Raw genomic sequence first — 14,289 nt, 5'->3', positions numbered from 1 at the left:
ACGCATCTCGCGGTGCGGACGGCCCTCTCAACGGGCCGTCGCTTCCGTTACAGTCTTGAACAACGCGGACCGCCGTCCTATGTCGGGGTCGCGCGTGCCACAAACGCCTGGGCCCCGCCCAGCGCCATACCGCTCATCCAGAGGGGCAGAGGGACACGGCCCGTTGAAGCCCCGGCAACCCTCCAGCCGGTCTCCCCGTTTTCACGCGGCGAGGCTCCCGGCGGGGAAGGTGCCAAATCCGTCTCGTGGCGACGTACGCCGCGAGGAAGATGAGGAGAAAGGGCCTCGCCTCCATGGCTGTGCAGTCTGTTGAACCCTCTACCACTTCTGTGGACCTCGGACCCGCCGCGGCACTCTCCTGCCGCGAGTGCGGAGAGCGCTTCGACCTCGGTCCCGTCTTCGCCTGCGCCCTCTGCTTCGGCCCGCTCGAAGTCGCCTACGAACTGCCCGCCGGCGACCCCGAGGCGCTGAGGAAGCGGATCGAGGCCGGCCCGGCGAACATCTGGCGCTACGCCCCGCTGCTGCCCGTCCCCGCCGACGTGGCGGACAAGCCCAGCCTCAACCCCGGCTTCACCAAGCTCGTCGAGGCCGGCAACCTCGCCCGCGAACTGGGCGTGACCGGTGGCCTGCACGTCAAGGACGACTCCGGCAACCCCACGCACTCCTTCAAGGACCGGGTCGTCGCCATCGCCGTCGAGGCAGCCCGCGCCTTCGGGTTCACGACGCTGTCCTGCTCGTCGACCGGCAACCTCGCCGGGGCGGTCGGGGCGGCGGCCGCCCGGGCCGGGTTCAAGTCGTGCGTGTTCATCCCGCACGACCTGGAGGCCGGGAAGGTCGTCATGGCCGCGGTGTACGGCGGCGACCTCGTCGGCATCGAAGGCACGTACGACGACGTCAACCGCTTCTGCAGCGAGCTGATCGGCGACCCGCTGGGCGAGGGCTGGGGCTTCGTCAACGTCAACCTCCGCCCGTACTACGGCGAGGGCTCGAAGACGCTGGCCTACGAGATCTGCGAGCAGCTGGGATGGCGGCTGCCGGACCAGATCGTGGTGCCGATCGCCTCGGGGTCCCAGCTCACGAAGATCGACAAGGGGCTGAAGGAGCTCATCGCGCTCGGCCTCGTCGAGGACCGGCCCTACAAGATCTTCGGCGCCCAGGCCGAGGGGTGCTCGCCGGTCTCGCGCGCCTTCAAGGACGGGCACGATGTGGTGCGGCCCGTGAAGCCGGACACGATCGCGAAGTCGCTCGCCATCGGCAACCCCGCCGACGGCCCGTACGTGCTGGACATCGCGCGACGGACGGGCGGCGTGGTGGAGGACGTCACCGACGAGCAGATCGTGGAGGCGATCCGGCTGCTCGCCCGCACCGAGGGGATCTTCGCGGAGACGGCGGGCGGGGTGACCGTGGGCGTCACGAAGAAGCTCATCGAGGCCGGGGTGCTCGATCCGTCCCTGACCACGGTGGTGCTGAACACCGGGGACGGGCTGAAGACGCTCGACGCGGTCGATGCGGGGCCGTCCGCCACGATCCGGCCGTCGCTGGAGGCGTTCCGCGCCGCCGGGCTGTCCGTCCGCTGACGTCAGCCGTTCACGACTCCTCGTTCCTCCGCACCCGAAGGTGAGTTCACCCATGAGCGTTACCGTTCGCATCCCCACCATCCTGCGCACCTACACCGGCGGCAAGGCCGAGGTCACCGCCGAGGGCGGGACCCTCTCCGAGGTCATCGCCGATCTTGAGAAGAACCACACGGGGATCGCCGCCCGGGTCCTCGACGACGGCGGCAAGCTGCGCCGGTTCGTGAACGTCTACGTCAACGACGACGACGTCCGCTTCGAGCAGGGGCTGCAGACGCCCACCCCGGACGGCTCCGCCGTCTCCGTCATCCCCGCCGTCGCCGGCGGCTGAGGTTTTCGCAGCCTTCCTCCGTTATTGCCGCACGGCGCCCTCCGGATCGCCCCGTCCGTAAAGCGGACGGGGCGATTCCGGCTGTTGAGCGCGATACAGTTGTGGCGATCCCCGCCCGGCGTCAGTGCCGAACGCATATGAGAACCCGTCAAGTTGTGCGCGAAGTGTGTGCACGAAATGCCGGGTTGGTTGTGTTTTTCCCGGCCCGACTTGCCCTGGAATACCCGCAGTTCGGGCGTTTTCCTCGATCGGCCACGCCCGGATTTCTCGTCCGAGTGACCTGTTGCAGACGGCATCCGTGCAGATACATTCAGCCGCGGTCGACGCGTTCCGGCGCACACCCACTGGGCTGCCAGGGGTGAGGTCTGACCCGGGTCCGCGAAGTGCGGTCCTGCGCAAGGGCCAGTAATAGGGGAGTTAGGCATGGCTCAGGGCACCGTCAAGTGGTTCAACGCGGAGAAGGGCTACGGCTTCATCGCGGTCGACGGTGGTGCGGATGTATTCGTCCACTACAGCGCGATCCAGATGGACGGTTACCGCACCCTCGAGGAGGGTCAGCGGGTCGAGTTCGAGATCTCGCAGGGCCAGAAGGGGCCGCAGGCGGACATGGTGAAGCTGCAGCAGGTCTGACGCGGCGCATCGACCACCGGCTCGCTCGGTTTGCGGAGGGGTCCGCACCTCACGGGGTGCGGGCCCCTCACGCGTGTGCGTGTGCGGGACGCGCGGGGTGGGTACGGCTGCCTGGGGCCCCGCTCGGGCTCCTCGTGGGCGTGACGGTCCCCCAAGGCGCTTGCACTCTCCCTGGCCGAGTGCTAATCATTGGGCTTAGCACTCTCCGAGTGAGAGTGACAGATTTGGACCGTCGGTGAGGTCCGCGAGCCAGGCGGGGCAAGGAACCGCAGGGTGCGCAGGCCGTCCGTCGCGGGCGCCAGTGCGGTCCGGAGCAGTCTCCACCCCGTCCTGGGAGGACCACTTCACATGGCCAAGATCATCGCGTTCGACGAGGAGGCACGGCGCGGTCTCGAGCGCGGGATGAACCAGCTCGCCGACGCCGTCAAGGTCACCCTCGGCCCCAAGGGCCGCAACGTCGTCCTCGAGAAGAAGTGGGGCGCCCCCACGATCACCAACGATGGTGTCTCCATCGCCAAGGAGATCGAGCTCGAGGACCCGTACGAGAAGATCGGCGCCGAGCTGGTCAAGGAGGTCGCGAAGAAGACGGACGACGTCGCCGGTGACGGCACGACGACCGCGACCGTCCTGGCCCAGGCCCTGGTCCGCGAGGGCCTGCGCAACGTCGCCGCGGGTGCCAACCCGATGGCGCTGAAGCGCGGCATCGAGAAGGCCGTCGAGGCCGTCTCGGGCGCCCTGCTCGAGCAGGCCAAGGACGTGGAGACCAAGGAGCAGATCGCCTCCACCGCCTCCATCTCCGCCGCCGACACGCAGATCGGCGAGCTGATCGCCGAGGCGATGGACAAGGTCGGCAAGGAAGGCGTCATCACGGTCGAGGAGTCCCAGACCTTCGGTCTGGAGCTCGAGCTCACCGAGGGCATGCGCTTCGACAAGGGCTACATCTCGGCGTACTTCGCCACCGACATGGAGCGTATGGAGGCGTCCCTGGACGACCCGTACATCCTGATCGTCAACTCGAAGGTCAGCTCGGTCAAGGACCTGCTGCCGCTCCTCGAGAAGGTCATGCAGTCCGGCAAGCCGCTGCTGATCATCGCCGAGGACGTCGAGGGCGAGGCCCTGTCGACCCTGGTCGTCAACAAGATCCGCGGCACCTTCAAGTCCGTCGCCGTCAAGGCCCCGGGCTTCGGCGACCGCCGCAAGGCCATGCTGGGCGACATCGCCATCCTCACCGGCGGCACGGTCATCTCCGAGGAGGTCGGCCTCAAGCTGGAGAACGCCGGTCTCGACCTGCTCGGCCGCGCCCGCAAGGTCGTCATCACCAAGGACGAGACGACCATCGTCGACGGTGCCGGTGACAGCGAGCAGGTCCAGGGCCGCGTCAACCAGATCCGCGCCGAGATCGAGAACAGCGACTCCGACTACGACCGCGAGAAGCTGCAGGAGCGCCTGGCGAAGCTGGCCGGCGGCGTGGCCGTCATCAAGGCCGGTGCCGCGACCGAGGTCGAGCTCAAGGAGCGCAAGCACCGCATCGAGGACGCCGTTCGCAACGCGAAGGCGGCCGTCGAGGAGGGCATCGTCGCCGGTGGTGGCGTGGCCCTGCTGCAGGCCTCCCAGGTGTTCGAGAAGCTGGAGCTCGAGGGCGACGAGGCCACCGGTGCCAACGCCGTCAAGCTGGCCCTGGAGGCCCCGCTCAAGCAGATCGCCGTCAACGGTGGTCTCGAGGGCGGCGTCGTCGTGGAGAAGGTCCGCAACCTGACCGTCGGCCACGGCCTCAACGCCGCCACGGGCGAGTACGTCGACATGATCGCCGAGGGCATCATCGACCCGGCGAAGGTCACCCGCTCCGCCCTGCAGAACGCCGCGTCCATCGCCGCGCTCTTCCTCACCACCGAGGCCGTCATCGCCGACAAGCCGGAGAAGGCCGCTGCGGCCGCTCCGGGCGGCATGCCGGGCGGGGACATGGACTTCTGATCCGTTCCGGATCATCGTCCTGAAGCATTCCGAGGGCGGCACCCCCAGGTTCTGGGGGTGCCGCCCTCGGGCGTTATCCCCTGTCCGCGTTCAGCTCCGCCAGCGACCGGCGGCTCAGGCCGAACGCGTACGTGGCCACGAAGCCCGCCGCGTAGCCGATCAGCAGTCCCGCCCCGTAGACCGTCGTCGTCGTGGCCAGGCCGCGGCTGCCCTTGAGGAGGGGGAGGAGGGCCCAGCCCGAGGGGCCGATCGCGGTCGAGCCGACCCTGTCGCCCAGCTGACCCAGCAGGCCGACGAAGCCGCCGCCGAACGCGCCGCCGACGCAGGCCGTGACGAACGGGCGGCCCAGGGGGAGCGAAACGCCGTAGATCAGGGGCTCGCCGATGCCCAGCAGGGCCGCCGGGAGGGCGGAGCGGATCGTTTCGCGCACCGAGCCGTTGCGCGGGAGGCGGACGTAGAGCGCGAGGGCCGCGCCCACCTGCCCCGCGCCCGCCATGGCGAGGATCGGCAGGAGGACCGTGTAGCCCTGCTGCTGGATGAGCGTCGTGTGGATGGGGATGAGGGCCTGGTGCAGGCCCAGCATCACCAGCGGCAGGAACAGCCCGCCCAGGACGAAGCCCGCCGCCGCACCGCCGTGGGCGAGCAGCCAGTCCGCGAAGCGGCCGATGGCCGTCGCGACCTGTCCGGCCGCGTACATCAGCCCGTACAGCGTGGCCAGCCCGGCCACCAGGACCGTCACCGCCGGCGTGACCAGGACGTCCAGGGCTTCCGGGACCCGGCTCCGGCACTGGCGTTCGACGTACGCGGCGAGCAGCGCGGCGGCCAGTGCGCCCAGGACCCCGCCCTGCCCGGGGACGAGCCGCTCGCCGAAGGCGGTCACCCGGCTCACGCCCGGGAACACGATGATCGCCGCGACGGCGCCGCCCAGGACGGGGGTGCCGCCGAACTCCTTGGCCGTGTTGTAGCCGACGAAGACCGCGATCAGGGACATGAAGCCCGACGCGCACGCGGTCAGCGCCGGGGCGAGCGCGGGCAGCCAGTGCAGGTTGGCGAGCAGGCCGGCCAGGCCCGCCACGACGCCGCAGCCGATCAGGGCCGGGATCAGCGGGACGAAGACCTGGGCGATCCGGCGCAGGAACAGCTTTCCGGGCGTGGCGTTGCGCGCCGTGTGCTCGGCGCGGAGCACCGCACCGCGCTCGGCGAGGGCCTCGGAGGTGACGGGCTCCTCCACGTGCCGCGCCAGGCCGGGCGCGACCTTGGCCACCGTGCCCGGGCCGAGCACGATCTGGAGGGCCGCGCCGTCCTCGACGAGGCCCAGGACCCCCGGCAGGGCCCGTAGTTCGCCGTGGCGTACGGCCGACGGGTCCCGCACGGTCACGCGGAGCCGCGTCATGCAGTTGGTGACGGAGGTGAGGTTCGCCGGGCCGCCGAGGAGGGGGAGGAGGGCGGCTGCGGTGGCGCCGGGCCCGGTGGAGCCGGCCGGTGGTGGCGGTGGGTCGTCGAGTGCCATGTGCGTGCGCCTCGCTGTGCGAAGAGGAGCCCCCTGTGCTGCTGCCCCCTGTGCTGCCGTGCCCTGGGTTGGTGTGCCTTGGGTTGCTGTGCTCGCCCCCGGCGGGCTACTTGCGGGCCGTGCCGAGAGCCGTGCGCAGATGGCCGTCCGACTCCTCCAGGAGACGGGCGGCCGTGGGCCCGTCGACCCCGCCCAGGACCACGAGGATCGCGTTCTTCACCTCGCCGCCGGTCTCCGTCAGCGCGGCTTCTATCTCCTGCTCGGAGGCGCCCGTGGCGAGGGCGACGATGTGCCGGGAGCGGGCGCGCAGCTTCTCGTTGGAGGCCCGCACGTCGACCATCAGGTTCCCGTACGTCTTGCCGAGCCGGATCATGGTGATCGTCGAGAGCATGTTGAGGACGAGCTTCTGGGCGGTGCCCGCCTTCAGCCGGGTGGAGCCCGTGAGCAGCTCGGGCCCGACGACGACCTCAATGGCGTGGTCGGCGGCCCGGCCCAGCTCCGAACCGGCGTTGCAGGCCACGCCGATGGTCAGCGCCCCGGCCGCGCGGGCGTGTTCGACGGCCCCGACGGCGTACGGGGTGCGGCCGGAGGCGGAGACGCCGACGACCGTGTCGGCCGGGCCGACGCCCAGCGCGGCCAGGTCGCCCGCGGCCAGCTCCCTGCTGTCCTCGGCGCCTTCGACGGCGGTGACGAGCGCCGCGGCGCCGCCCGCGATCACGCCCATGACCTGCGCGGGGTCGGTGTTGAAGGTCGGCGGGCACTCGCTGGCGTCGAGCACGCCGAGACGGCCGGCGGTGCCCGCGCCCGCGTAGACGAGCCGCCCGCCGCGGGCCATCCGGGCGGCGGTCGCGTCGACGGCCGCGGCGATCTCGGGCAGCCGGGCGGCGACGGCGGCGGGGACGCCGGCGTCCTCGCCGTTCATGATCCTGGCGATGTCGAGGGTGGGCAGGCGGTCGATGTCCGCGAGGTCGGGGCGGAAGGCCTCGGTGGTCAGGGTGGCGAGCTCGGCGCGGAGGGCTGAGGGCGCCTGCGCGGAGGCGGCTTGGGCGGAGGCGGCTTGGGCGGAGGCCGCTTGCGCGGGCGAGGACGGTGACGAAGCGGAAGCTGGTGACGAAGCAGAAGAGGCCATGGGCGGACGGCTCTTTCCGTGCGGGGCCGGACGGGTCCGGCGGGTCAGCGCGGGGACCGCGGGGTGTGGCGGTGGGCGAGTGCTTCGTAGGAGGCGGACAGGGCCGGCGCCGCGGTCTCGTACGTCCGCTGGGCGACGCCGATGAACAGGCAGTCCACCACGAGGAGCTGGCTGGTGCGGCTCGACATGGCCGCGGGACGCAGCTCGCTCTCCCGCGCGGAGGACGTGGTGAGCACGTGGTCCGCGTACTGGGCGATCTCGCCCTCCGGGCGGCCGGTGATCGCGACCGTCGTCGCGCCGTGCTCGAAGGCGACCCGCAGCGGCTCGATGACGTCGGTGGTCCGGCCCGAGTGGGTGATGGCGACCGCCACGTCGCCCGCGCGCAGCTGGACGGCGTTGGTGACCGCCAGGTGGGGGTCGGCGGGTGCGTGGGCGATCAGGCCGATGCGGAGCAGCTTCTGCACGAAGTCCTGGCCGACGAGGTTGGACGCGCCGATGCCGTAGACGTCGATGCGGCGGGCGGTGGCGAGCGCCGCGACGGCGGCCTCCAGCTGGGCGGTGTCGAGGGCGGCGGCCGTGTCCGCCAGGCACTGCGCCTCCTCCTGGGCGAGCTTGGCGACGACGGCGGGCAGCGGGTCGTCGACCACGATGTCGGCGGTGACGGCGGGCGCCCGGCCGGCCGCCTGCTCCGCGGCGAGCGCGGCGAGGGCGAGCCGCAGGTCGCGGTAGCCGGGGTAGCCGAGGAGGCGGGCGGTGCGCACGACGGTGGCCTCGCTGGTGTTCGTGCGCTCGGCGAGGCCGGTGACCGTGAGCGCGGCGGAGCCCGCCGGGTCCGTGGCGACGGCCTCGGCGACGCGCTGCATCGAGCGGGTCATGGTGGGGGCGAGCGTGCGGACCTTCGCGGCGAGGGCGCCCGGGACGGGCGGGCCCGCGGCGGGGGCCTCGGTCGGTGAGGGGACCTGCCGACCGGCTCCGGTAGTTTCTTTCAGTTTGCTGCTCACCTTTTGAAAGGTATTTTCAGGGTGGTGAGCCGTCAACCGTCCCCGTCCGGGACAATGGACCGTATGGAGCTCGAACAAACGCTGCACACGGCGCGTGCCCTGATCCTCGCCGACCTCGTCGCGGGTGACGTGGCGGAGGCCGACGTCGTCTCCCTCGTCGAGGACGCGGTGGCGCAGCGGCGGTGGTGGGTCGAGCAGTGGCCGGAGGGCGCCGGCTTCGTGGTCGGGCTCATAGCCCAGGACGTCCAGGACGCCCTGCTGGAGCGGCACGGGCGCTGGCCGCTGTGCCCCGTCTGCACCCGGAACGGTGACCTGCACGCCCTGGAGGTGGAACCGGAGCTGGGCCCCGACCCGCACTGGGCGTGCACCAAGCAGACGGTCCTGGTGGCCCCCGTCGGCTCGCTGGCCGACGCGCTGCGATGAGGCGCCGATGACGCTGTACATCGACCCGCCGGTGTGGCCGGGACACGGTCGCATGTGGTCACACCTGATCAGCGACGTGTCGTTCGACGAACTGCACGCCTTCGCGGCGCGGCTCGGCTCGTCGGCGCGCGCGTTCGACCGCGATCACTACGACGTGCCGTCGACGTCCTACGGGGACGCCGTACGGCTCGGCGCGGTGGAGGCGAGCAGCAAGGAGCTGGTGCGGCTGCTGGTGGGGGCGGGGCTGCGGCGGCCGAAGCATGAGCGGCCGCTGCTGTAGGGCGGCCGTTGTGCGGTGGGGGTGTGAGCCGGCCGGTCAGTCGGCCAGCAGGCCGAGCTCGGTGGTGACGTTGCGGCGCGCCACCGCTTCCCAGCGGTCGTAGCCCAGCGGCGTGCGGAACAGCCGCGGCAGGTCCAGCAGCTGCCGCAGCACGGCCGAGCGCCCCTCGCGGAAGGCCGCGTCCGGCACGAAGCCGTACTCCTCGCGGACGGCGGCGGCGTAGGCCGCGTACTCCTCCGGCGAGCCCCCGAGCACGGCCAGATCCGCGTCGGACAGCACCTCGCCGTCCCGGTCGCCGGCCGCCGGGTTGTGGCCGGTCGTGAGCCGCACCAGCCGGGCGACCTCGGCCGTACGGGCGGCGCCGACGCCGAGTTCGGGCAGGGCGCGTTCGGCCAGGTGGGCGCTGCGCTCCTCGTTCTCGGAGCGGTCGGGGCGGTAGACGGCGTCGTGGAACCAGGCGGCGAGGCGGACGGCGTCGGCGTCGGCGGCGTGCGCGGCGAGCTCGTCCACCCGGTCCAGGACCGCCACGAGGTGGTCGACCGTGTGGTAGCGCCGCTGCGGCTCGGCCCAGCGGCGCAGCAGGTCATCGGCGTACGGCCCCGGGTCCGGCGCACCGTCCGGCGCCGCGGGGCCGCCGCGGGCGCGCTCGACGGTCTCCTGCCAGCGGACGCGCAGGGCGGGGCCGGACGGGTGCTCGATCATGGCTGCCATAGGCCAATTGTGGAACACCGCTTTTGGCGCGGGGCGGCGGTGTGGCAGGCTGTGCAATATGTCTAGACCAATTCTTGAGGTGATCGCGCTCGGGCCGCGGGACGCGGTGGCGGCGCAGGAGGGCGGGGCCGACCGCCTTGAGCTGGTCGCCGACATGGCCGCGGACGGGCTCACGCCGGCGCTGGAGACCTTCGCCGCCGTACGGGACGCCGTCGGCATTCCGGTACGGGTGATGCTGCGGGCCACCGACGGCTTTTCCGCGGGGGACGCGGCCGCGCTGGCCGCGCTGTGCGACGACGCGCGGGCGCTGGTCGCTGAGGGGGCATCCGAGTTCGTCCTCGGCTTCCTGACCGACGACGGGCGGGCCGACCTCACGGCCGTCGCCGCGCTCACCGACGCGCTCGGGCCGCGGGCGCGCTGGACCTTCCACCGCGCCATCGACCGGGCCGCGGACCGGGACGCCCTGCGCAAGCAGCTCGCGGACCTGCCCGGCCTGGACACCTACCTGACCGCGGGCGCCGCGTCCGGTGTCGACGACGGGCTCGCGACGCTGGTCGCGGAGGCGGCCCGCGCGGACGAGCCGGGCTACGAGCCGCGGATCATGGTCGGCGGCGGGCTGCAGCTCAAGCACCTGCCGGTGCTGCGGGGGGCCGGGATCTCCGCCTTCCACATCGGCGGCGCGGCTCGGCCGGACGGGTGGAACGGGCCGGTGGACGCGGCCGCGGTACGGGTGTGGCGCGAGGCGCTGGACGGGTAGGGGGGCGGGGGCGCCGTTGGAGTTGGGTGCGGGTTGCGCGTGGTTTGTTGCGCAGTTCCCCGCGCCCCCTATGAGGTTGGCGCCGTCAGTTGGCTGCGGGTTGTGTGGGGCTGGTCGCGCAGTTCCCCGCGCCCCTTGTGGGGCGGGCCGCCGAGGGCGTCCTCGTCGTTGTTGCTGCCAAGGTCAACGCCGCCAGGCCCATCACCGACGCCGCCAGTGGGAACCAGCGTTCGCCCAGGAGGGCGATCGCCAGGCTGCCCGCGCCTCCGCCCGCGGCCATGCCCAGGTACAGCGCACTGCTGTTGAGGGAGAGCAGCAGCGGTGCGTCGGCCGGGCGCAGGGAGGCCAGGCGGTGCGGCTGGGCCACCGAGACCGACCAGCCGGCGAGCGGGACCGTCAGCGCGTAGACGAACGCCCCCGGCATCGTCCGGCCCAGCCACGGCAGGGCCGCGAAGCACACCACCGAGATCGCGGCGCCGGTCAGCAGCACCTTCCGCACGCCCCAGCGGTCCACGACCTGGCCGCCCAGCCAGCTGCCCGCGACCGACGCGACGCCGGTCGCCAGCAGGACGGCGCTGAGCCGGTCCGCGTCCCCGCCCGTCGCCGGGCGGACGGCCGTCCCGAGGTAGATGTAGACGGACTGGAAGGCCAGGAAGAACGTGAAGGTCGTCGCCGCGGCGCCCAGCACCCGCCCGTCGCGCAGCGGCACCAGGCGGTCCCGCAGGCCCACCGCCCGCGCGGGGGCGGGCAGTTCGCGGAGGAAGGCGGCCAGGCCCAGCAGGGCCGCCGCGCCGAGGGCGGTGACGAGCCACATGGTCGCCCGCCAGTCCGCCCGGCCCACGTAGGTGCCGAGCGGGACGCCCAGGGCCGTGGCCACGGTCATCCCGCCGAGGACGGCCGCGATGGCCCGGCCGCGCCGCTCCGGCGGCACGAGGGCGGCGGCCGCGGCGCTGGCGGTGGGGGAGTAGAGGGCGGCTCCGGCGGCGGCCAGGACGCGGGTCGCGAGCAGGGTGGGGTAGTCGGGGGCGAGGGCGCTCAGCGCGTTCGCGACCGTGAACACCGTGAGGGCGGTGAGCAGCAGGCGCCGGCGCGGCCACTGCGCGGTCACGGCGGCCAGGACGGGCGCGAGCAGCGCGTACGAGAGGGCGAAGACCGTCACCAGCTGCCCGGCTGCCGGTACGGAGACGCCGAGGTCGCCGGAGATCCGGCCGAGGATGCCGGCCATGACCATGGTGTCGGTGCCCACGGCGAAGGTGCCGAGGGCGAGCAGGAGGAGTCGCAGGCGCACAGGGCCTTCCCATCGGATCGAACCGGAGATCGTTGGATACTCGTCAAACAATCGATCATGGGTGGATGATTGTCAAACAGTCAGCGGGGGTCGAGGAAGGAAGAGGCCATGCCGGACGAGTGGCTGCCGCAGCCCGCCACCGAGGACATCCAGCTCGTGAAGGTGCTGCACGCGCTCGGCGACCCCGTGCGCCTGCAGCTCCTGTCGGTCTACCTGGAGGGCCGGGAGGTCAGCTGCGACTTGGACGGGCTCGGCCTCGACCACCTGCACAAGTCCACGGTGTCGCACCACATGAAGGTCCTGCGCGAGGCGGGCGTGACCGCCACGCGCGTCGCCGGCCGCAACCGGTTCGTCCGGCTGCGGCGGAACGACCTCGACCGGCGCTTCCCCGGGCTGCTGGACGCCCTGCTCAAGGGCCTGGAGGGGTAACCGCCGACCGCTGGTCGCCGACCCCGCCGGGCCCCCGCCCGCTACCTCAACTGCTCCGGCAGCGGCTCCGCATGAAGAACCGTCAGCCCCGACACCGCTCGCGTGAGCGCCACGTACAGCCGCCGCAGCCCCGTCCGCTCGTCCGGCTCCCCGGCCACCACCGCCGCCGGCTCGTCCAGCACCACGTAGTCGTACTCCAGGCCCTTCGCCAGGGACGCCGGCACCAGCGTCAGCCGGGACTCCGCCGTCGTCTCCTCGCCCGGGGCCAGGTGCGGCAGGCCCGCCTCCGCCAGCAGCGCGCCCAGCGCGCCGATCCGCGCGTCCGCCGCGATCAGGCCGATCGAGCCCTCGCGCTCCAGCGACTCCCGGCACGCCGCCACGACCGCCGCGTCCAGCTCCCCGGCGGCCACCGCGCGCACGGAGAAGTCGCCGGCCGCCTCGCGGACGGACGTGGCCTCGGCCAGGCCCGGCGCGATCGCGGGCAGCAGGCGCGACGCGTAGGCGATCACCTCGCGCGGCACGCGGAAGCCCTGCGTGAGCTCCTCGACGGCGGCGTCCGGCTTCCCCAGGTGGGCCAGCGCCTCCGCCCAGCCGGCCGTCGCCCACGGCGTCGTGCCCTGCGCGAGGTCGCCGAGGATCGTCGCCGAGCCGGTCGTGCAGCGGCGGCCCACCGCCCGGTACTGCATGGGGGAGAGGTCCTGGGCCTCGTCCAGGACCACGTGGCCGAGCGACGGCGTCCGCGTCACCAGATCGGCCGCCTCGTCGATCAGCACCGCGTCCGCCGCCGACCACTTCGCCGACTTCACGCCGCGCGCCGGCTTCGCCCACAGGACGGCCGCCTGCTCCTCCGCCGACAGCACCCCCTCCGCGTGCTCCGCCAGGAACTCCGCGTCGGACAGCAGCCGCAGCACCAGCTTCGCCGGGTCGACCGCGGGCCAGACCGCCCGGACGGCCGCCTTCACGGCGGAGTTCCGCGCCACCGCGTCCTGCACGCGGTCGTCGGGCGCCTCGCCGGCCTGCTCCATGCGCACCAGCACGGCGTGCGCGATCCGCTGCGGCAGGGCCTCGCGCGCCGCGCCGTAGCGGATGTCGCGGTCAAGGAGCTCGCGGACGATCTCCTCGATCTCGTACGCCGGCACCCGCCAGCGCCGCGAGCCGCGCACCACGACCACCGGCTCCACCGGCATCGTCACGCCCGACCGCACCGCGCGCCGCAGCACCTCCGCCATGCGGGCGTCGCCCTTGATCCGGGCCGCGGTCGCGGAATCCGTCCCCCGCACCTCCACGTGCGCGACCAGGTCGTCCACCGTCGCCTGCGCCACGTTCAACTCGCCCAGCGCGGGCAGCACTTGCTCGATGTAGTGCAGGAAGGACCGGTTCGGGCCGATGACCAGCGTGCCCGTACGGGCGAGCCGCTCGCGGTGCGCGTAGAGCAGATAGGCCACACGGTGCAGGCCGACCGCCGTCTTCCCGGTGCCGGGGGCGCCCTGGACGCACACCGTGCCGCCGATCCCGGCGCGCACGATCTCGTCCTGCTCCGGCTGGATGGTGGCCACGATGTCCCGCATGGGGCCCACGCGCGGGCGCTCGATCTCCGTCTGGAGCAGCTTGCTGGCCTGGTCGCCGGAGGCGGTGTCCGTGAGGTCCTCGTCCTCGTACGCGGTGAGCTCGCCGCCCGTGTAGCCGAAGCGGCGGCGCATCCGCACGTCCATCGGATCCTTCTTGGACGCGCGGTAGAACGGCTGCGAGACGGGCGCGCGCCAGTCGATCACCATGGGGTCGCCGTCGGCGTCGTGGACATGCCGGCGGCCGATGTAAAACCGCTCCCCTTCCGCCCCTTCCGCCTGATCGGCGCCCGGCGCGTGCGCGTAGTCCAGCCGCCCGAAGAACAGCGGCGTGTGCGCGAGGTCGGCCAGCGCCGTGATGCGCTCCTCGATCTGCCGCTCCAGGACGGCGGCGTTGACCCAGTTCGCCGTCACGTCCTTGATGTCGAGCGCCTCGACGTCGGCGCGCATCGCCCGCAGGGCGGCGCGGGAGGAGGAGAGGTGCGCGCGCTCCCGCTCCAGGGGGTCGTTCGCTTGGGTCGTCACTTGCGGCGCGGGCACGGCAGGGCCTCCAGACGTACGGCGGAACGAAACGATCGGAAGCCGCCGGTTTCCGTCCGGTCGGCGGCCGCGCTCCGGGCAGCGATGAACGCTCCGGGAGGCGGGCGGGAAGGGGAGATTTTAGTCGGCGGCCCCCGGGCGTGCGAACGA

General features: G+C 72.8%; 14 protein-coding genes and 1 riboswitch. Of the genes, 8 read left to right on the top strand and 6 right to left on the bottom strand.

The annotated features are described in order from the left end of the window. Positions 1-130: 130 nt before the first annotated feature. Positions 131-276: riboswitch (SAM riboswitch) on the top strand. 17 nt (positions 277-293) lie between these two features. The 4 genes from thrC (at position 294) to groL (ending at position 4,506) form a co-directional block, all read left to right on the top strand. After that, the gene (thrC, locus tag ACFZCD_RS18410) at positions 294-1,577 is read left to right on the top strand and encodes a threonine synthase (protein WP_391831967.1); all 1,284 of its coding nucleotides are present in this window, start codon (positions 294-296) and stop codon (positions 1,575-1,577) included. A gap of 52 nt (positions 1,578-1,629) precedes the next feature. Then, the gene (locus ACFZCD_RS18405; protein WP_391831965.1) at positions 1,630-1,905 is read left to right on the top strand and encodes a MoaD/ThiS family protein; all 276 of its coding nucleotides are present in this window, start codon (positions 1,630-1,632) and stop codon (positions 1,903-1,905) included. 423 nt (positions 1,906-2,328) lie between these two features. After that, positions 2,329-2,535: a cold-shock protein gene (locus ACFZCD_RS18400; protein ID WP_030367227.1), complete on the top strand. Its 207-nt coding sequence runs from the start codon at positions 2,329-2,331 to the stop codon at positions 2,533-2,535. 348 nt (positions 2,536-2,883) lie between these two features. Beyond that, entirely contained in the window at positions 2,884-4,506 is a 1,623-nt protein-coding gene (gene groL, locus ACFZCD_RS18395) for a chaperonin GroEL (RefSeq protein ID WP_391831963.1), read from the top strand. Positions 4,507-4,579: 73 nt separating this feature from the next. Here the strand turns inward: groL and ACFZCD_RS18390 are convergent, their stop codons facing one another. The 3 genes from ACFZCD_RS18390 to ACFZCD_RS18380 form a co-directional block, all read right to left on the bottom strand. Next, positions 4,580-6,016 carry a PTS transporter subunit EIIC gene (locus ACFZCD_RS18390; RefSeq protein WP_391831961.1) on the bottom strand — a complete coding sequence of 479 codons (1,437 nt, stop codon included), beginning with the start codon at positions 6,014-6,016 and terminating at the stop codon, positions 4,580-4,582. Positions 6,017-6,122: 106 nt separating this feature from the next. Next, positions 6,123-7,145, bottom strand: coding sequence for an N-acetylmuramic acid 6-phosphate etherase (gene murQ / locus ACFZCD_RS18385; RefSeq protein WP_391831959.1), 1,023 nt, complete (start codon positions 7,143-7,145; stop codon positions 6,123-6,125). Positions 7,146-7,189: 44 nt separating this feature from the next. Next, a complete protein-coding gene (locus ACFZCD_RS18380) occupies positions 7,190-8,146 on the bottom strand; it encodes a MurR/RpiR family transcriptional regulator (RefSeq protein WP_391831957.1) in 957 nt (318 codons plus the stop codon). Between the two features lie 54 nt (positions 8,147-8,200). Between ACFZCD_RS18380 and ACFZCD_RS18375 the strand changes: the two genes are divergently transcribed. Together ACFZCD_RS18375 and ACFZCD_RS18370 are read left to right on the top strand one after the other, a co-directional pair. Further along, positions 8,201-8,569: a hypothetical protein gene (locus tag ACFZCD_RS18375; protein WP_391831955.1), complete on the top strand. Its 369-nt coding sequence runs from the start codon at positions 8,201-8,203 to the stop codon at positions 8,567-8,569. A gap of 7 nt (positions 8,570-8,576) precedes the next feature. Next, positions 8,577-8,849, top strand: a complete 273-nt coding sequence (locus tag ACFZCD_RS18370; protein WP_391831953.1) for a DUF4031 domain-containing protein — start codon at positions 8,577-8,579, stop codon at positions 8,847-8,849. A 36-nt stretch (positions 8,850-8,885) separates the two neighbouring features. On the opposite strand, the gene ACFZCD_RS18365 is transcribed toward ACFZCD_RS18370, so the two are convergent. Beyond that, the gene (locus ACFZCD_RS18365; protein ID WP_391831951.1) at positions 8,886-9,560 is read right to left on the bottom strand and encodes a hypothetical protein; all 675 of its coding nucleotides are present in this window, start codon (positions 9,558-9,560) and stop codon (positions 8,886-8,888) included. A 58-nt stretch (positions 9,561-9,618) separates the two neighbouring features. On the opposite strand from ACFZCD_RS18365, the gene ACFZCD_RS18360 reads away from it, so the two are divergent. Beyond that, positions 9,619-10,317 carry a copper homeostasis protein CutC gene (locus ACFZCD_RS18360; RefSeq protein WP_391831950.1) on the top strand — a complete coding sequence of 233 codons (699 nt, stop codon included), beginning with the start codon at positions 9,619-9,621 and terminating at the stop codon, positions 10,315-10,317. Between the two features lie 85 nt (positions 10,318-10,402). Here ACFZCD_RS18360 and ACFZCD_RS18355 read toward each other — a convergent pair whose 3' ends face one another. Beyond that, entirely contained in the window at positions 10,403-11,605 is a 1,203-nt protein-coding gene (locus ACFZCD_RS18355; RefSeq protein ID WP_391831949.1) for an MFS transporter, read from the bottom strand. A 108-nt stretch (positions 11,606-11,713) separates the two neighbouring features. On the opposite strand from ACFZCD_RS18355, the gene ACFZCD_RS18350 reads away from it, so the two are divergent. Then, on the top strand, positions 11,714-12,034 hold the full coding sequence (locus ACFZCD_RS18350) for an ArsR/SmtB family transcription factor (protein ID WP_391831948.1): 321 nt from the start codon (positions 11,714-11,716) through the stop codon (positions 12,032-12,034). Positions 12,035-12,075: 41 nt separating this feature from the next. Here ACFZCD_RS18350 and ACFZCD_RS18345 read toward each other — a convergent pair whose 3' ends face one another. Beyond that, positions 12,076-14,124, bottom strand: a complete 2,049-nt coding sequence (locus ACFZCD_RS18345) for a HelD family protein (RefSeq protein ID WP_391831946.1) — start codon at positions 14,122-14,124, stop codon at positions 12,076-12,078. Positions 14,125-14,289 lie beyond the last annotated feature (165 nt).

This window comes from Streptomyces sp. NPDC008001 (assembly GCF_042958085.1).
Classification (GTDB): domain Bacteria; phylum Actinomycetota; class Actinomycetes; order Streptomycetales; family Streptomycetaceae; genus Streptomyces.
This window is presented reverse-complemented; position numbering and strand designations above follow the sequence as displayed.